Origin of the sequence: Novosphingobium sp. FKTRR1, from assembly GCF_020404405.1 — a bacterium.
Taxonomy (GTDB): domain Bacteria; phylum Pseudomonadota; class Alphaproteobacteria; order Sphingomonadales; family Sphingomonadaceae; genus Novosphingobium.
The window spans coordinates 62,399-80,595 of sequence record NZ_JAIZDA010000019.1 but is presented as its reverse complement, the minus strand read 5'-3'; the positions used below and the strand labels follow the sequence as shown (position 1 = coordinate 80,595).

Annotated in this window: 11 protein-coding genes and 2 pseudogenes; 9 read left to right on the top strand and 4 right to left on the bottom strand. The window is 61.5% G+C overall.

What is annotated here, in order from left to right:
* Positions 1 to 147: 147 nt before the first annotated feature.
* Positions 148 to 1,319: pseudogene (locus LDN95_RS16810) on the top strand (IS3 family transposase).
* A gap of 395 nt (positions 1,320 to 1,714) precedes the next feature.
* Here LDN95_RS16810 and LDN95_RS16805 read toward each other — a convergent pair.
* Together LDN95_RS16805 and LDN95_RS16800 are read right to left on the bottom strand one after the other, a co-directional pair.
* Positions 1,715 to 2,740, bottom strand: a complete 1,026-nt coding sequence (locus LDN95_RS16805) for an aromatic ring-hydroxylating dioxygenase subunit alpha (RefSeq protein ID WP_226018730.1) — start codon at positions 2,738 to 2,740, stop codon at positions 1,715 to 1,717.
* A 124-nt stretch (positions 2,741 to 2,864) separates the two neighbouring features.
* On the bottom strand, positions 2,865 to 5,426 hold the full coding sequence (locus LDN95_RS16800) for a TonB-dependent receptor (RefSeq protein ID WP_226018729.1): 2,562 nt from the start codon (positions 5,424 to 5,426) through the stop codon (positions 2,865 to 2,867).
* Positions 5,427 to 5,615: 189 nt separating this feature from the next.
* Here LDN95_RS16800 and LDN95_RS16795 point away from each other — a divergent pair, with 189 nt between their 5' ends.
* From LDN95_RS16795 to LDN95_RS16775, 5 genes are all read left to right on the top strand, one after another.
* Positions 5,616 to 6,551 (top strand): AraC family transcriptional regulator, encoded by a 936-nt coding sequence (locus LDN95_RS16795; protein ID WP_226018728.1) that lies wholly within the window; start codon positions 5,616 to 5,618, stop codon positions 6,549 to 6,551.
* 131 nt (positions 6,552 to 6,682) lie between these two features.
* On the top strand, positions 6,683 to 7,348 hold the full coding sequence (locus tag LDN95_RS16790) for a TetR/AcrR family transcriptional regulator (protein ID WP_226018727.1): 666 nt from the start codon (positions 6,683 to 6,685) through the stop codon (positions 7,346 to 7,348).
* Positions 7,349 to 7,545: 197 nt separating this feature from the next.
* Positions 7,546 to 7,791, top strand: coding sequence for a cytochrome c (locus LDN95_RS16785; protein ID WP_226018726.1), 246 nt, complete (start codon positions 7,546 to 7,548; stop codon positions 7,789 to 7,791).
* Positions 7,788 to 9,407 carry an FAD-binding oxidoreductase gene (locus LDN95_RS16780; RefSeq protein ID WP_226018725.1) on the top strand — a complete coding sequence of 540 codons (1,620 nt, stop codon included), beginning with the start codon at positions 7,788 to 7,790 and terminating at the stop codon, positions 9,405 to 9,407. Before LDN95_RS16785 ends, LDN95_RS16780 begins: the two co-directional genes overlap by 4 nt.
* Before the next feature lies 1 nt (position 9,408).
* On the top strand, positions 9,409 to 10,587 hold the full coding sequence (locus LDN95_RS16775) for a cytochrome P450 (protein ID WP_226018724.1): 1,179 nt from the start codon (positions 9,409 to 9,411) through the stop codon (positions 10,585 to 10,587).
* 343 nt (positions 10,588 to 10,930) lie between these two features.
* Here the strand turns inward: LDN95_RS16775 and istB are convergent, their stop codons facing one another.
* Together istB and istA are read right to left on the bottom strand one after the other, a co-directional pair.
* On the bottom strand, positions 10,931 to 11,713 hold the full coding sequence (istB, locus tag LDN95_RS16770; RefSeq protein WP_226018723.1) for an IS21-like element helper ATPase IstB: 783 nt from the start codon (positions 11,711 to 11,713) through the stop codon (positions 10,931 to 10,933).
* Positions 11,703 to 13,229, bottom strand: a pseudogene (gene istA / locus LDN95_RS16765) (IS21 family transposase). Before istA ends, istB begins: the two are co-directional and overlap by 11 nt.
* Positions 13,230 to 14,266: 1,037 nt before the next feature.
* On the opposite strand from istA, the gene LDN95_RS16760 reads away from it, so the two are divergent.
* The 3 genes from LDN95_RS16760 to LDN95_RS16750 are packed head-to-tail and all read left to right on the top strand — an operon-like array spanning position 14,267 to position 18,179.
* Positions 14,267 to 16,609, top strand: coding sequence for a TonB-dependent receptor (locus LDN95_RS16760; protein WP_226018722.1), 2,343 nt, complete (start codon positions 14,267 to 14,269; stop codon positions 16,607 to 16,609).
* 53 nt (positions 16,610 to 16,662) lie between these two features.
* The gene (locus LDN95_RS16755; RefSeq protein WP_226018721.1) at positions 16,663 to 17,418 is read left to right on the top strand and encodes an SDR family NAD(P)-dependent oxidoreductase; all 756 of its coding nucleotides are present in this window, start codon (positions 16,663 to 16,665) and stop codon (positions 17,416 to 17,418) included.
* Positions 17,406 to 18,179 (top strand): SDR family NAD(P)-dependent oxidoreductase, encoded by a 774-nt coding sequence (locus LDN95_RS16750; protein WP_226018720.1) that lies wholly within the window; start codon positions 17,406 to 17,408, stop codon positions 18,177 to 18,179. The genes LDN95_RS16755 and LDN95_RS16750 overlap by 13 nt, the downstream gene beginning before the upstream one ends.
* Positions 18,180 to 18,197: the final 18 nt, after the last annotated feature.

The window sequence follows — 18,197 nt, the reverse complement described above, 5'->3', positions numbered from 1 at the left end:
GCTTGACCAACGCCAAACCATAGTGCGAATAGATACCAACGATCAGGTGCTTTACCTGCGCGCGATCAAATCGGAACGCTGCGCGGCATCAGATCGCAATACATGCGCGCGATCGTCGGAATCCGCACTTTAAGGAGTCGGATGGATATGAAGCGGAGCAGGTTCAGCGAGGAGCAGATCATCGCGGTGTTGAAGGAGCAGGAGGCCGGGATGGCGACGGGGGATGTGTGCCGCCGCCACGGGATCAGCTCAGCGACGTTTTACAAGTGGAAGGCCAAGTATGGCGGCCTGGAGGTCTCCGATGCCCGACGGCTGCGGTCGCTGGAGGAGGAGAACGCTCGGCTCAAGCGTCTTCTGGCTGACGCTATGCTCGATAACGCCATGCTCAAGGAGATCAGCGCAAGAAAGTTCTGACGCCTGGCGCGAAGCGGCAGGCGGTGGCTCATCTCCAGGAGGTTTTCAAGGTGAGCCAGCGCCGGGCCTGCGAGGCGCTGGGCGTGGATCGAACGACGGTGCGCTATGTCAGCCGGCGGCCGGATGATGCCGAGGCACGAACCTGCATCCGCGAGTTGGCGGGGCAGCGCCGCCGGTTCGGCTATCGCCGACTGCACTGGCTGCTGTGCCGGGAAGGATGGACGATGAACCACAAGAAGTTCCGGCGGCTGTATCGCGAGGAGCGCCTGCAGGTGCGCCGGCGCGGTGGTCGCAAGCGGGCCTTGGGCACGCGGGCACCCTTGGCGATCCCTAAGGGGCCGAACCAGCGCTGGAGCCTCGACTTCGTGTCGGACGCGCTCGTCTGCGGACGTCGGTTCAGGATCTTCGCCTTGGTCGATGACTACAGCCGTTAGTGCTTGGCGCTCATCGCCGACACCTCGATCTCGGGTATGCGCGTTGCCCGCGAGCTCGACCTCGCAATTCTCGAGCGCCTGGCCAAGCCAGCCACGGTGGTCAGCGATAACGGCACTGAACTGACCAGTATGGCGATCCTGCGGTGGTCGCGGGATCGTGACGTCGAGTGGCATTACATCGCGCTAGGCAAGCCGCAGCAGAACGGCTTCATCGAGAGCTTCAATGCTCGCCTGCGTGACGAATGCTTGAATGAGACGCTGTTCACCACCCTCGGACATGCCCGTCAGGTTCTGGCTGACTGGCGGCACGACTACAACCACTTCCGGCCCCACTCGAGCCTCGGGAACAGAACCCCGGCCGAGATGGGAGCCGGTTCAATCGGCAAACCGGGTTGGGGGTTAACCCCCAACCCGGTTGTTGCCATCACGCCCAAGCATGGGCATCAAACCGGGCGTAGGCTCTACTCATAGCTGGTAGAAACCTCGGGCTCAGACCACCCCACCAATACCCCCGACGATTTCAGCTCTGCGACCGTGTGTTTCGGCAATCGGACGAACTGAGTTTGGCCTCCTCAGCCAGCGCCCGTTTGTGATTGTATCCCGTCAGAAACAGTGGATGCTCGTGATTTGACCTAGAAGAGGAGATCGGAGCACACGACCATCCTTCGGCGGCGAGCAACCAACCCCGACTTGTTTTGGGACATTCCTGCCGTTCCGTTGCCATACGTGCAACGACAAGATCTTCACCAAAACCTGACACCCAGATTTTGTCCTAGGTCCTTGCAGAGCAGCTGCAACTGAACCAATTCAGGTCGCACATCTTAGAGTTGGGTCGAGGTCAATGAAGCAATCGCCCCGGCACCGGCTCAAGCATCCTGGCTCTGCATCAGCCGAGTGAAGATCGTGATGGCCTTGTCCGCCGTTGTGGGCATGGGCCGCGTGGCCGGATTCCTGTTGATGATCTTCTGCTGTGCTTCGATCATCACTTTGTCCTCGTGGAACGCCATGCCGGCAACGTCAATCATGGCCTGCGCCATCGCCTCATCACCGTGCTCGGATGCCGGTCCCCACGAATAGTAGTAGCTCGTCGTTGTCTCGGAGGTCGGAGTCACAGCTTGACTGGTGAAGTTGGCAAACAAGGTGGGCAGATCGGCCGGCGGTGGGCCATTGCCGCATGCGTCTGCGGTGCCGGGCGGGAACATCGCAGTATAGAGCAGGAATACCCCGGGCAGAACGAAATCGTAGCTTGTCCAGATATCGACGCGATCATGCTCAGCCGCCTTGCTGAGCGGAGGCACAGGCGGCGTATTGCTGATCCAGCGCGAAGAACGCACGCCTTCGGGAATCACCTCAACCTTGGGCCGGCTTTGCGCCCAGGCAGGTCCCGCCCCAAAGCTGTTGGCGTGGACATAGGCAAGGTGCGTCAAGTCAAGCAGGTTGTCGTTGATCAGTTCGTAGTGCGCTTCGTAGTGTAGTTCGCCGGTCTTGAGCACCCAAGCGGGATCGTCGAGCGCTTTTGACTTGGCAATTCGCGAGGGATCCGCCTTGGCCGGATCACCCATCCACACCCAGATCCAGTTGTTGCGTTCGACTACTGGATAGGTACGCACGCAGGCGTTGGACGGGATCATGTCCTGGCCCGGAATCTCCTTGCAGCGACCCGCGCTGTCGAACAGGAGACCATGGTACATGCAGCGCAGATGATCGCCCTCGATGCGGCCGAGTGACAGGGGTGCCAACCGGTGAACACAGCGGTCCTCCATCGCGACCATGGTGCCGTCAGACTTGCGCCAAAGCACGACCGGATCGCCCAGCAACTGCCGCTGCACCGGCGCATCGGCCGCAAAGTCATGGCTCCAGCCAGCAACGTACCAGCAGTTCCGGATCAGCATACTCCATCATCCTTGCACTTGCCTTGCTGCAAACTAGTGCCCGGGTGCCCAAGGGAGGCGGGCACCCGGGCGAGGCAATGGCAGATCGCTTTCCTGCCACCACCCCTCTTCTGATCTGGCCAGATCAGAACTTGACGCCGACCTTGGCGTACCACTCGGCCGGGCGGCTCCACGTGCCATAGATCTGACCACCGGCGATCTGTGCCTGGCCGGTCACGATGTAGCGCGTGTTGGTAATGTTGGTGGCGCCGGCGGTCAGATCCCAGTTCCCCGAAGGAGACTCGTAGGTGACGCTGGCATTCAGAATGTCTAGGCCCGGGCGACGGATGAGATAGGTGCGCTCGGTATCGTTCCACAACGAGGACGTGCGGGTGTAGTCAGCCAGCAGAATGATTGAACCCTTGCCGCCGAGATCGAGCTTGTAGCGCGGCGTCAGGTTGAACTTCCATTTCGGCGTTTTGGGCAGATAGCCGCCAACCACGGTACCGGCCTGGAACGGATTGGCTGCAACGACCGCTTGCGGCAGCAGGCTGGTGTAGTGCGCATCGGTATAGCCCACCGACGCATTGATCGTCAGACCCCGCATCGGCGCGATCACGGCCTCGGCTTCGAAGCCCTTGATCCGCGCATCGCCGGCGTTCTGCACAGTCGGGCTGACGCCCTGCTGGAAGTTCAGCTGGATACCGTCGTACTTCGTGGTGAAGGCAGCAAGATTAAGCTGCAGGCGGCGGTCAAGCAGCGTCGACTTGACGCCCACTTCGAAGCTCTCGGCCTTTTCCTCGTCGAAGTCCGGCGCAAAAGGCAGCGGGTTGGACAGGCGGGTCGTCCACCCTCCGGTCTTGTAACCGCGCGACCAGGAACCGTAGACCATCACGTCGTTGGTGGGATGGAGCTGGATGCCCACCTTGGGCGCGAAGTTGTTGAACTTCTTCTTTTGCGTTCCGCCGACATAGTAGCGCAGCGGTTCGCCCGGGACCGGGAACCCGAGAATGGATTGGCAGGGATCGCCATAGACGGGGCAGTTGAACAGCTTGTAGTTGAAGCCGTTGGCATCGGTCTGACGGCCGATGAAATCCTTGTCCTCGTGGGTATAGCGGCCACCGACGGTAATGCCGATCAGGTCATTGATCCGCCAGTCGACCTGGCCGAACGCGGCGTAGTTCTTTGTCTTGAGGTCGTTCGGACCGATGATCTGCAGCAGGCCTTCGGAGAAGGTCACGAAGTCGCGCATCTTGCCTTCTTCGTGGAAGAAATAGCCGCCGAGGACGAAGTTGAGCTTCTTGTCGAGCGCACTGCCAATGATCTGGATTTCCTGGCTGAACTGGTTCTGCGTCAGCGAGAACGACGGCTCGAGGATCGCCAGCGGCGAGTTGTCGAGGTCAAGGCCCGACGCCCAGGTGATGTTGCGGTAGCCGGTGATCGACTTGATCGCGACCGTGTCGGTCAGGTCGTAATCGATCACGCCGTTGAAGCCATAGACCTTCATGTTGGAGAAGCTGTTGCCCGTGGCGTAGCTTGTGTCCTTGTCGGCCGAGATCCAGCGGTTGTCGTAAGGCAGGCGGTTGTTGTTCGGATCACCGTCCACGTTCACGCTCGCAAGCGGCGGGAGGTTGGCTGCCGCGTTCAGCGGCGTTCCGCGAACACCGCAAAGAGCGCCGGCGTTGCGCGCGGCAATCTGGTCGGGCGTGGCCCTGATGCAGAAATTGTAGAGGCCCGCGAACAGGAAGCCGGACGAACCCGTCACAACGTCAAGCGCGGTGCCGGGAATGTTGTTCGCCGCAAGACCGGCGAACGGACCGGGTACGCCTGAGGTAACCGCGAGAACGGAGTTGGCCATCGAAGACTGGTCGATCTTCATGTAGTCGCCGCCGAGCGTGACCTTGAGCCGGTCGCTCGCTTCCCACAGCAGCTTGCCGCGGATGGTCCACTCGTGCTGGCCGCCTTCACGATCGGAGGTCTTGTAGCCGCTCGCCGGAAGCGAACCGAACCGATCGGTCACGTAAGGCGTGGCCGATGGATAGGGAATGCGCTTCTGGTAGCCGTCGCGGTTCTTGAACGAGAAGGTCACCGAGCTCTTGAGCGTGTCCGAGATGGGCAGGTCCATGTAGCCCTTGGCGTCGAAGCGATTGTAGCGCCCCGCGGTGATGTTGCCTTCGAACGCGGGCTTGTCGCCAGGCTTGCGGGTCACAACGCTGATCGCGCCGCCGATCGTGTTGCGCCCGAAAAGGGTGCCTTGCGGCCCCTTGAGGACTTCGATGCGCTCGACATCGGGCAGGTCGAGGTTCGCGCCCACTGTGCGGGCAAGATAGACGCCGTCCAGATAGATGCCGACACCCGGATCGATGTTCATCGCAAAATCGTTGGCACCGATGCCGCGAATGAAGGCCGAGAGCACTGAAGTGGAGCCGGAAAATGGCGTACCGGCATCGAGCGTGACGTTTGGTGCCGCGTTGGACAGCTGCGCAACATCGCCGACTGCGCGCTCCTTCAGCGTGTTGGCGCTGAAGGCCGAAATAGCGATCGGCACGTTCTGCACGTTCTCCGCGCGCTTCTGTGCCGTGACCACGATTTCCTGGATGGCACCGTTATCGGCGCTCGCCTCTGCCACCTGAGCCCCGGCTGCTTGAGCCTGCGCCATTGCCGGAACCGCAAGCGCAATGATACTGACCGCTGTCGCGAGACGCATGAACCTTCTCCCTCACCGCATCCTTGATGGATGTCAGCCTTGCAATAATGCTAAGGCAGGCTCAGGCATGCTCGACACGTGCCGGAGTGCACAAACACCATGGTGAAACGTGCACAAAGGCGTTCTTCACACTTGTTGCGATCGTGCTAGGCATTGTGAAAGAGAAGCATCTCTGAGGGGGGATCACTCATGCAGGAACTGCTGCGGATCACCACAACGGACGCACCGATCGGCCAGCGTCACCGCTACTGGACAAGCCAGGTCGTAGCGCACCTTTCCACCATGGAAATCGACGTCAAACGCAAGATCGACTTCAGCGCCAGCATCGCGATCCGCTCGCTTGGCCCGGCACGCATCGCTCTCGTGGACGCCGAATACCAATCGGTCCACCACCGCGCGGACGGTCACGATGACCGTCTGCAACTCAGCCTTGTCACCCATGGCAGCATAGAAGTTCGCCGTTTCGGCCAGATGGTCACGCTCGGCGAAGGAGACTGGTGCCTGCTCGATGAGCGGGAGAACTATTCATTCGAAACGTCCGCGCGCTGCTCGTGCATTGTCCTCCAGATGCCCGGCCAATGGGCGCGGCGGCTCATTCCGGATCCGGGCGGCCCGCTGATCGCCAGCAAGGACTGCGATCCCCAGTGGCAGGGAGCGCTGGCCATGGGTCTCAGAGCCGTCGGCGGACAGACCATGCGCCAGATGCCCGCAGACGACACGTTCGTTGCCGAGCAACTCGGCAATCTCATGGCACTTGCGATCGGCTCGCAAACCTTCACCATGGAAGGGCGGCACCGCGGTGCGCTGATGCGTTCGATCCGGCAGTCCATCCTCCAGCGGCACAGCGAAAGCGGACTTTCGGCGCACGACATCGCGGCGCAGAACCGCATTTCATTGCGTTATCTGCACAAGCTTTTTGCCGAGAATGACACGACGTTCAGTCATGAATTGTCCGGCGTTCGCCTCGCGAGCGCCAAGCGCATGCTGGGGGACCCCCGCTATGCCCGTGTCCAACTGGCTGAAATCGCGGCGATGACGGGATTTGCGACGCCAGAAGTGTTTACGCGGCACTTCAAGTCCCGGGAAGGCGTCACGCCAAGAACCTACCGGGCTATGCGCAACTGAACATTGGGTGAAACTGGCCATTTTTGCAGACGAAAGCCGCCGTCGGACGCTTCCCCGTTTTTGCGTAATGTTCAAATTGCCAACGTGTAAGATTGATGTGTAACGGTGCGCCTGCGTAAGGAGTACCGCATTTGGTTGACCTGAGGTCCGACAAGGCACACCGGCTCGAACAGGGCCGTCAGCGGAGAGCGAAGACACGCGCCAAGGTAATCGCGGCGGCATTCGAACTGTTCGGCGAGGAAGACGGGCTCTACACGCGCATCGAGGATGTTGCGGCGCGTGCCGGGATCACCCGGGCCACGTTCTACGACCACTTCTCCGGCATGGCGGAATTGCGCGAGGCCGTGACCTACGAAGTGACGCATGACTTCCTGACGGCGGTGACCCGGACCGTTTCGCAGCTGAACGATCCGCGCGAACGCGCCTCGGCCGCGATCCGCTTCTATCTGCACCGGGTGCGCGATGTGCCAGGCTGGGGGCGTTCGATGCTCAGTCTCAGCGCTGATGGGATCATCTTCGGTGCGGAGACCTTCCGGCAAGCTGAAGTGACGGTGCAGGAAGCCATGGCGGCCGGACAACTTGCCATTACCGAGAGCACACTTGGACGCGATGCCATTCTGGGAACAACCATAGCGGCAGTTTCGACCATGCTGCGCGAGCGTAAGAGCGCGGACTACCCGGAGGAAATCGTCGCCATGATCCTGCGCGGGCTTGGGGTCAGCCCTGCAGACGCTGCTGAGATTGCGCGCCGCCCGCTTCCCTCGCTCCTTCTGGCGGAACCACCAAATCAAACTTGACGTTTCGCAAGATTGAATTTAGCCCTCACTCAATCAGACGCTATGTCCGATTCAATCGACATGGTTGCCCCGGTCACAGAAACCGGAGGATAGGGAGAGGCTGGATGAGATCCACGAAGTCGTTGCGGCAACTCTGCCGTGTTGCGCCCGTCATGCTGGGGCTTTGTGTGATACCTGCAGGAGGGGCCTTCGCTGGTGTGGCCAGCCCGCCCCGCCCGCCCGAGGCGATCTACGCCAAGACCTGCGGCTATTGCCACGGCGCGCGCGTCGGCCCGATCATTCGCGGCCGCAAGCTTCCGGTGGAGGTGATCACCACCTACGTCCGCAGCGGCCCGCGCGCGATGCCGGCGTTCCGCCCCACCGAAATCAGCAATGCCGAACTCGCCGCGCTGGCGAAGTGGATCAATGCCACGAAGGCGGACCCGAAGGAGATCGGCGAATGACCGGTATCAGCCGCCGCGATCTGATCCGCACCGGCGCGGTGGGCGCCGCGCTCGCCGGTGCCCGCGCCTTCGCCTCGCCGCTCGACGGCCCGCGCCAGCTGCCCGCTCACCTCGATGCCGGGGCCTTTGCCGCCGCGGTCAAGGAACTGCGCGCGGTGGTGGGCGATGACTGGGTCTTTGCCGACCCCGAGAGCACCCTGCCCTATGCCAAGAGCTTCACCCCCGATCCGCGCCACGAACACATGCCCTCGGGCGCGGTAGCCCCGGCCTCGGTGGAGGAAGTGCAGGCCATCCTGAAGATCGCCAACCGCTACAAGCTGCCGCTGTGGACCGTCTCCACCGGCAAGAACATGGGTTATGGCTGCGCCACGCCGGCGAGCAGCGGGCAGATGATCCTCGACATGAAGCGGATGAACCGCATCATCGCGATCGACCCCGAGCTTGGCACCGCGCTGGTCGAGCCCGGCGTGACCTATCAGGACCTCCACGACTACCTGACGACAAACAACTTGCCCTACTGGATCGACGTGCCGACCGTGGGCCCGATCGTCTCGCCGCTGGGCAACACGCTGGAGCGCGGGGTCGGCTATACCCCCTATGGCGACCACTTCTTCATGCAATGCGGCATGGAAGTGGTGCTGGCGGATGGCACTCTGGTGCGCACCGGCATGGGCAGTGTGAAGAACTCCACGACCTGGCAGGCGTTCAAGTGGGGTTACGGGCCCTATCTCGACGGCATCTTCACGCAGTCCAACTTCGGCGTCGTGACCAAGCTCGGCTTCTGGCTGATGCCGAAACCGCCTGCGTTCAAGCCGTTCATGGTGCGCCACAATGAAATGTCGGACGTCGCCAAGATCGTCGACGCGATGCGGCCCTTCCGCATGAATAACCTCATCCCCAATGTCGTGCTGATGATGGGCGCGGCCTACCAGATCGCGATGTTCCACCGCCGCGAGGAGCTGTGGGACAAGCCCGAGAGCATTCCGGAGGAAGTCGTCCGCGACTTTGCGAAGCAGCACGGCCTCGGCATGTGGAACACCTACTTCGCGCTCTACGGCACGGACGAGATCATTGCCGCGATCGAGCCGATCATACGCCGCGCGTTCGAGGCTTCGGGCGGCGAAGTGCTGACCGAGGCCGAGATGGGCGGCAACAAGTGGTTCCATCATCACAAGAACCTGATGAGCGGGCAGCTCACGCTCGAGGAAAAGGGCATCATGCGCTGGCGGGGCGGCGGCATGGTGTGCTTCGCCCCGGTGGCGCCGGCCAAGGGCGTGGAGACCCAGCAGCAGACCGAACTCGCGAAGGAAATCCTCGGGCGTTACGGGTTCGACTACTCCGTCGCCTACGCCATCGGCGGGCGCGAGCTGCACCACCTGATCTTCATCCAGTACGACAAGGACAATCCGGTCGAGGAGAAGAAGGCCGACGACTGCATCCGCGAGATGATCACCCGCTTCGGCGCGCGCGGCTGGGCGAGCTACCGCACCGGCGTCAACACGATGGACCTCGTCGCGCAGCAATATGGCGAGGCGAACCGCGCGCTCAATGCGCGGATCAAGCAGGCGCTCGATCCCAACCACATCCTCTCGCCCGGCAAGCAGGGCATCGCCTGAAATGGCCCAGCCTTCCAGCCGGATCGATCTGTTCGGCGATGCCGTGCTGGCCGATCCCTGGCCCACTTACCGCGCGCTGAGGGACATGGGTTCAGCCGTCTGGCTGGAGCAGGCCGGCGTCTGTTTCATCGGCCGCTACGCCGACGTGCGGCGCGCGCTGAATGACTGGCAGGTCTTCTCCTCGGCGCAAGGGATCGGCTTCAACCCGATGATCAATGCCGCCTGGGAGGAAGCGCTGATCTGTCAGGACCCGCCGGTCCACACCGCGCGGCGCAAGCTCATGATGGAGGCGCTGGGGCCGGCGGCACTGAGACCCGTCGCCGAAACCATCGAACAGCGCGCGGATGCGCTGGCCGAGCGGGTCGCTGCGATGGGCACGTTCGATGGCGTGGCCAACTTTGCGCATGACCTGCCCATCGGCGTGGTGATGGACCTGATCGGCTGGCCACACGATGTGCGCCCTCGCCTGCTCGATCTCGCATCGGGTTCGTGGAACGCGGCAGGCCCCGCCAACGCGCGGATGGAGCAGGGGCTGACCGGCCTGCAGGACATGATGGGCCTGCTCACCACGCTCTACGACGAGGAGCGCGTGCTCCCCGGCGGTTTTGCGGCAGGCTTGATCGCGGCCTCGCACCGCGGCGAGATCACCCGCGAGACGGCCATCGGCATGCTGGCGGGCTATGTCGTTGCCGCGTTCGAGACGACGATCAGCGCCATGGCGGCCGGTCTCTACCTGTTTGCAACGAACCCAGACCAATGGGCCCTGCTGCGCACCGATCCGGGCCTTGCGACAGCTGCCGCCAACGAGATCGTGCGGATGGAAACACCGCTCCAGAACTTCGCGCGGGTGACGACCCGCGATGCCGAGCTATCCGATGGCAGCATTGTGCCTGCGGGCACGCGCGTTGTCGTCTCCTACGCCAGCGCCAATCGCGACGAGCGCCAGTTCGACGCGCCTGATACCTTCCGCATCGACCGGCGCGAGAAGCAAAACCTCGGCTTCGGGCACGGGCCGCACGGCTGCGCCGGGCAGGCGCTGGCGCGGATGGAACTGACAGCGGTGTTTGTCGCGCTGGCCCGGCGGATCGAGCGGTTGGAGCTGGCTGGTACACCACAGCGCATGCTCAACAACATTTCGCGGGCGTTCTCACACGTGCCGCTGCGGGCCATTTGCGACTAACCTGCGCCAACGGCACGCGGCAAAGCAGTGGGTAGCCCCCAAGCGGCCACAGTAAGCCATTTATGGTCGGAGGAGGGATCTAAAAATCATCGCTATATAGCTGATTTTAATATCATTTATTCTGCGCGAGGTGCAGATACCCCCCACAATACCCCCCCGATTTCCGATCTGCGACAGCCTGTTTCGACAATCGGACCAACTGAGATTGGGCAGCCGAACTGGAATGCAGTCATGACTGGATCTCTGCAGAGGTAGAGGTTGTTGATTGCCACTGAGAAGTGACCCGGGATTTCCATCGAGAATTGACCCGGGTGGATATGTATCCCCCTGTGCGGGGGTGGGGTCAAGCGGGTGATTTGGCCTTTCGTGTTTTGGGTGCAGCGGCACTGCTGGCCCTGAAGCGGAAGCTGTCATTTCCGGTTTCCAGGATGTGGCAGTGGTGGGTGAGGCGATCGAGCAGCGCGGTGGTCATCTTGGCATCGCCGAACACGCCGGCCCACTCGGAGAAGCTCAGGTTGGTGGTGATGATGACGCTGGTGCGCTCGTAGAGCTTGCTGAGCAGGTGGAAGAGCAGGGCACCGCCCGATGAGCTGAACGGCAGGTAGCCCAGCTCGTCGAGGATCACGAGGTCAAGGCGGAGTAGACGGTCGGCCAACTGCCCGGCCCGGTTCAGCACCTTCTCCTGCTCGAGGGCATTGACCAGATCGACGGTGGCGAAGAAGCGCACCTTCTTGCGATGATGCTCGACGGCCTGGATGCCGAGAGCCGTGGCGATATGGGTTTTGCCTGTGCCGGGCCCGCCGATCAGCACCACGTTGTTGGCACCATCGATGAACTCGCCGCGGTGGAGCTGCTGGACCATCGCCTCATTCACCTCGCTGTAGGCAAAATCGAAGCCGGTGAGGTCTTTGTAGGCCGGGAAGCGGGCTGCCTTGGTCTGGTAGGTAATCGAGCGCACCTCGCGTTCGGCCACCTCGGCCTTGAGTAACTGGGACAGGATCGGCGTGGCAGCATCCAAGGCTGGGGCACCCTGCTCGATGAGGTCGCTGACGGCCTGGGCCATGCCGTACATCTTGAGGCCGCGCAGCATGACCACAACGGCATCGCTGGCGGGATCATGACGCACGGGCGGCCTCCCTGCTGCGCAGCGCATCATAGCGCTCGACGTTGGCCTTGGGTTCACGCCGCAGGGTCAGGGCCTGGGGAGCACCGATCTTCGGTGGCGTGCCAACCTTGCCGTCGGTCAGCCGGTGGAGGATGTTGAGCACGTGGGTCTTGGTCGGCACGCCAGCTTCCAGCGCGAGCTCGACCGCGCAGAGGACGGCCTGTTCATCCTACTGGAGGACGAGGGCGAGGATCTCGACCATCTCCCGGTTACCTCCCGGGCGCTTGAGCAGGGATACCTGCAACTGCCGGAAGGCATCGGGCATCTCCAGGAAAGGTGCTCCGTTGCGCAGGGCTCCGGGCTTGCGCTGGATCACCGCCAGGTAGTGACGCCAGTCATAGACCGTCCGTCCGGGCAGATTATGGGACCGCTCGATGATCCGCTCATGCTCGCACAGAATCTGGCCCTCGGCCGCCACGATGCTCCGGTCCGGATAGACCCGCAGGCTGAACGGGCGGTTGGCGAAGGAGGCCGGCACGCTGTACCGGTTGTGCTCGAAGTGTACGAAGCAGGTCGGCGAGACCCGCTTAGCATGCTCGACGAACCCGTCGAAGGTGCGTCCCAGCGGCATCAGGCTGGCGACCTCGTCCGCTCAGGTATCGGCGATCGTGCCGGGCATGACGCCATGCTGGATCTCGTGCCATTGCTCGATGCAGCGCTGCTCGAGCTAGGCATTGAGTGCGGCAAGGTCGGGGAAGCACGGGAGTGGTTGCCACAGCCGGCGCCGCGCATCCTGGACGTTTTTCTCGACTTGGCCCTTCTCCCATCCGGCGGCGGGATTACAGAACTCCGGCTCGAACAGGTAATGGCTGGCCATCGCCGAGAACCGGGCATTGACCTGACGCACCTTGCCGGCACCGATCCGGTCGACCGCGGTCCTCATATTGTCGAAAATCCCCCGGCGCGGGACTCCGCCGAGCACCCGGAACGCCGGGGTCAGCGCATCGAACAGCATTTCGTGGGTCTGGAGCAGGTAGGCCCGGACGATGAAGGCGCGGCTGTGTGACAGCTTGCTGTGCGCGACCAGCAGCTTGGTTCTCTCCCCGGCGATGATGGCCCAGTCCTCGCTCCAATCGAACTGGAAGGCCTCTCCCGGCATGAACACCAGCGGAACAAATGTGCCCCGGCCAATGGTCTGGGCATCGCGCTGGCGGTCCGCCTTCCACTCCCGCGCGAAAGCGGCGACCCGGTTGTACGAGCCGTCATAGCCGAGCGTCACCAGATCGGCGTGCATCTGGTTCACAGTGCGGCGCTGCTTGCGGGATCGGCCAGCCTCGACCCTGAGCCAGCCTGACAGCTTCTCGGCAAACGGGTCCAGCTTGCTGGGCCGCTCGGCCACCTTGAACTGCGGCTCGACCGTCCCGGCTCGCAGGTACTTGCGGATCGTGTTGCGGGACAAGCCGGTGCGCCGTTCGATCTCCCGGATCGGCATCCCTTCCCGGAAATGCCAGCGGCGGATCACATTCAATAACGCCATGTCGATCACTCCATGATCCCCCGACTGCCAGCCAGGGGAACGATCAGAACATGGGTCAAATCTCAGTGGAAATTACAGCCCCTCCCGGGTCACTTCTCAGTGGCAATCAACAAGCACGTCCAACATCGGCTTCACTTATGCCCCATCGGTCAGCATCGCCGACGCGTATCGAGGCGAGCGCGGGTCGCAAAATGCCGGATGCGATCTGCGAAGCAAAACCCGAACTCGGGCGGGCCTCGACAACACCGCGCAAGATGGCCTCAGGCATCAACTTGGTGACTTCCGGAGCGATGCTGCTGTGTGAGACGCGCACCGCACGCGGCGCCCGTGACACATCCGTGTCCGCCGCTAGACGCGGCATAAGGTGACCTTCGACAAGCTCCACATCGGCTAGGAGAATAAAGGCTAAGTCGCGGAACCGCACGTCCAATGACCCCAGCCTGACCATCGTCTCTCGCGACCAAAGCGAGCCGAGCACGCTGCCGTTCCGCATGTGGTCCCTCGGTCTTGCGAGTATGATCCAGTTCGGTGAGGAGGACCTGAACCAGCCTGCCGACGGCGCGATTGATTGCAGTTTCGTAAAGGCTGTTCTCGAAGTCGATCTCGCGATCTGAGAGCCGCACTGAAGCCCAGAGCTTGTCGCACCAGCCCTCAAGATTGGCAAACGACCGTCGCGGCCCGAACATCAGCAGATCAACGACGGTCGCAGCGATAGGCTGAACGGCTTCCATCAGCCGCTGCGCGGCCAAGCCGATCATCTCCCTCAGGAAATCGCCGTCAGCCGTGTTCTAAACCAGCGCGTGCAGGTCCATCTTCTCATTGGTCATCGGTGTCTCCGTAAGTTGAGATCGCGACCCAAACTTACCCAAAGTTCACCGATGACCACACCCGGAACCTACGCCACCGCCGAGGACACGACTAGTCCTTCGACAGCCCTTGCGGCAGTCACCCTCTCAGGTGACAGCGGCTCACACACTCGGCGGCTAGTAATGTCATAGCCAACCCTGAGAGAGGGGCGCGTAGGGGAGAGACTGTTAATGAACCATCGACTCCATATGTCAGCAGCGATCATTGGCTTGACTGCCTCGTCGATGTTCGCCAGCTCACAAGCGAACGCGCAGGCCAATGCTGCGCCTACTCAAGCTCAACAGCTGGCACCGGAAGACTCAGGCCTTGGTGAGATCATCGTCACCGCGCAGAAGCGTGAGCAGAGGCTCAACGACGTCGGCGTCAGTGTCGCGGTTGCATCAAGCGCGCAGCTACAAAGTGCGGGTGTGATCGACGCCACCGGCCTTGGAGCAATCGTTCCCGGGTTTACGGCTTCCACCAGCGTCTTTGGACCACCGGTATTTTCTTTACGCGGGGTGAACTTCAACTCCTTCCAGGCATCGGCGCCGCCGACAGTAAGTTCCTACGTCGATGAAGCTGCCATACCCTATCCCGTTATGGGCCAGGCCTTGTTCCTCGACGTCGAGCGCGTTGAAGTCCTCAAGGGCCCTCAAGGCACACTCTTCGGCCAAAATGCGACGGGCGGTTCCATCAACGTTATTGCTGCCAAGCCGACGTCACATCTCTCCGCTGGTTTCCGTGTCGACGTGAACCACTGGGGTGAGACCAACGCGGAAGGGTTTGTAAGCGGCCCGCTATCTGATACCCTTCGCGCCCGAGTCGCTGTTCAAACCACGCAGTTCGGTGGATGGCAGCGCGGCTATTATCTTAATGATCAGAAAAACGGCGATCAGAACAAGATTGCAGGCCGGCTACTGCTGGACTGGACTCCCACCGACCGCCTCAAAATATTGGTCAACCTGAATGCATCCAAAGACCGCAGTCAGCAGCAACAGGCGCAGGGATTCCTTTTCCAACCGGTCAACCCGGCCGCGCCATCAGCGCAGCCGTTTTTGCAGTATCGCAACCATCCGCCGACCAACGCCCGCGATGCTGACTTTGACACGGGGTTTGATACTAGGGCTGACAGTTACACGTACCAGGGTGTCCTCCGGGCAGATTACGAAGTCACTGATCAACTGACATTCACCTCGATCACTAACTATCTCAAAACAAGGTTCCGCTCGCCGCATGATCAGGACGGCACGGCCGTACCGATGCAGCCCGCGACCTCGAAAGCTGATATCAGGTCGATCAATCAGGAAGTTCGCCTCGCTGGCAACTACAAGGATATTGGCCTCAACTTTGTGCTTGGTGCAAGCTACGGCAAGGACAACATTACCGAGGGCGTTGCAAATGCCTACACCGGCTATACCGGGTTCCCGCCGAACTCTCCGGCCGAGTGGAAATACGATCTGACACAGCGCGCCGCCGCTGTGTTCGGCAGCGTCGATTATGAGGTGATCAAGGACGTCACGCTCACCGCCGGTGCCCGCTACACAGAGACGAAGCAGACAATCGGCGGCTGCACTTTCGATCGGGGAGGAACGCCGGGTATCCGAGGCATCTCGCAGTTCATCGTGAGCGGCATAAATCCTGCGCTGGCGGCAGCCTATGTGTCTGGCGGATGCATCACGATCGACGATGGCGGCCCGGCCCCCACTTTCTTGCCCATATTCGCTAATGGCGAACAGAAAGAACACAATCTCGCCTGGCGGGGCGCGATCAACTACAAGGTGGACCACGACATTCTGCTCTATGCCTCGGTCAGTCGAGGTTTCAAGGCAGGGACGTTCCCGGTAATCGTGAACCTGTTCAATTCCGTAATCCAGCCGGTGAAGCAGGAAAAGCTCACCTCCTATGAGGCGGGCGCAAAGCTGACGCTGTTCGACAACCATGTCCAGCTCAACGCCTCGGCCTTCCACTATGACTATGTGAACAAGCAGTTCTTCTCTTTCTTGCCGGTGCTGCAGGGTGCGCTCGTTACCGCAACCCTCGTCAATATCCCCAAGTCGACGGTTGACGGCGCGGACATCGATGTCACCGTCCAGTTTGGGGGCCTGCGTCTGAACGGCGGCGCTACCTACATCAAAACCAAGGTAAAGAATTATGTTGGTTTCGATTTTGCCGGTCGCCCACTCGACTTTTCGGGCAAGGAGTTCAATTACGCGCCGCCCTGGTCGGCCAACCTCGATGCGGAATATAAGTTCGAGACGGGCGGTGATTTGACACCTTTCGTCGGAGGTACGGTCACACACCGCGACAAGACCTATGCGGATCTCGGCGAGAATCCTGACTTCGTCATGCCAGCTTACACCTTGCTGGATGCAAGGCTGGGCCTCGAATCCATCCACGGATGGCGGGTGAGCATCTATGGTCGCAACTTGACCAACAAATATTATTGGAATTCTGTCGCTTCTGCCGGCGATGGCGCCGTCCGCTTTACTGGCCAGCCGCGGACGTTCGGCGCGAATTTCAGCTATCGGTTTTAACCTGAGATGAGGGAGGTCGATGCGAGATCGGCCTCCCCGGCAGAGGATATCGCATGAACGCCGATACATTTCGCGGCGATGTCGCGATCGTAACCGGCGCGGCGAGTGGCATTGGAGCTGCTACGGCCAAAATGTTCGCTGCGCTCGGCGCCAAAGTGATGCTGACCGATATCGATCAGGCGCGAGGCGCGCAGGTCGCGACGGAGATTGGCGAGGCCGCCCGCTTCATTGCGCACGATGTCAGTAACGGTTGCGACTGGAAAGCTGTCATCGCCGTCGCGGAAGACAATTTTGGACCCGTTTCCATACTTGTGAATAATGCGGGGATCGCTCCTGCTCCCACGCCTTTGCAGGAGTTGAGCGAAGCCGATTATCGTCGCGTGATCGAAATCAATCAATTGTCGTGTTTCCTGGGCATGAAGGCGGCAACGCCTTCCATGATGACCCGAGGGGGTGGTGCGATCGTCAATGTATCGTCAGTAGCCGGCCTAAAGGCCGAGCGCGGCGCGATCGCCTATACGGCAAGCAAATTTGCTGTGACGGGGATGACCAAGGTCGCAGCTCTCGATCTTGCTCGCGAAAAAATCAGGGTGAACTCGGTGCATCCGGGTCTTGTGGATACGCCTATGGTTCGGCCGGAGGGTGGAGATGCCGCATTTGCTCCCATCCTCCAATTCGCGGCTGGCCTGCCGATTCCCCGTCCAGGAACGCCTGACGAGATTGCCAATGTCATCGTGTTTCTGGCGTCGGAATCCGCAAGTTTTCTGACCGGTGGAAGCTATGCTGCGGACGGCGGGTGGACTTTGTGAAAAGCGAGTTGCCGTCAATCTCGTCGAGGCTAACGGGTAAGGTCGCCATGGTGACCGGCTGCGCGCAAGGAATTGGTGCCGCCACCGTCCGACGCCTCGTCTCCGAAGGTGCTCTCGTCGCATGCATCGACCTCGATGACAGGGTCAGGAGCGTCACCCAGATGAGCGGAGGCGACACTTTAGCCTTCGTGGGTGATGTCAGCGATGAGGCGATGCTCCGCGAGGCGATCTTGGAAGTAGAGCAGCGTTGGGGCCGACTCGATATTTTGGTCAACAACGCCGGAATAGACGGCACGCCGGCTTTACTCGCGGAAGGCGAGAGGCGCGACTTCGACCGCGTGATCGCCGTCAATTTGCGCGCATCCTGGCACGCGATGAAGGTCGTGCTGCCGGGGATGATCGCTCGCGGTGGAGGATCCATCGTGAATATCGCTTCTGCCGCAGCGTTAGTCGGGTTTGAAACCCTATCGATATATGCGGCGTCCAAGGCCGCCGTCGTCGGTATGACCCGCTCAGCGGCGCTCGAATATGGCCGCCACAATGTCCGCGTGAACGCACTTTGCCCAGGCGGCGTTCTCACTCCGTTGGCTCTATCGTTCATGGACGAGGGAACGACCGCGGCATGGGCCGACAAGCACGCGCTAAAGAGGTTTGCCGAGCCCGATGAAATCGCGGCCGCCGTGGCATTCCTCGCCAGCGATGACGCCTCCTTCATTACTGGAGCCGCCATACCGGTCGATGGCGGAATGACCGCTCATTAAAAGCCGACCTTCGAGAGG

Coding starts and splice junctions, on each gene's coding strand:
- LDN95_RS16805 (WP_226018730.1), bottom strand. CDS start 2,740: ATGCTGATCCGGAACTGCTGGTACGTTGCTGGCTGGAGCCATGACTTT.
- LDN95_RS16800 (WP_226018729.1), bottom strand. CDS start 5,426: ATGCGTCTCGCGACAGCGGTCAGTATCATTGCGCTTGCGGTTCCGGCA.
- LDN95_RS16795 (WP_226018728.1), top strand. CDS start 5,616: ATGCAGGAACTGCTGCGGATCACCACAACGGACGCACCGATCGGCCAG.
- LDN95_RS16780 (WP_226018725.1), top strand. CDS start 7,788: ATGACCGGTATCAGCCGCCGCGATCTGATCCGCACCGGCGCGGTGGGC.
- LDN95_RS16775 (WP_226018724.1), top strand. CDS start 9,409: ATGGCCCAGCCTTCCAGCCGGATCGATCTGTTCGGCGATGCCGTGCTG.
- LDN95_RS16760 (WP_226018722.1), top strand. CDS start 14,267: ATGAACCATCGACTCCATATGTCAGCAGCGATCATTGGCTTGACTGCC.
- LDN95_RS16755 (WP_226018721.1), top strand. CDS start 16,663: ATGAACGCCGATACATTTCGCGGCGATGTCGCGATCGTAACCGGCGCG.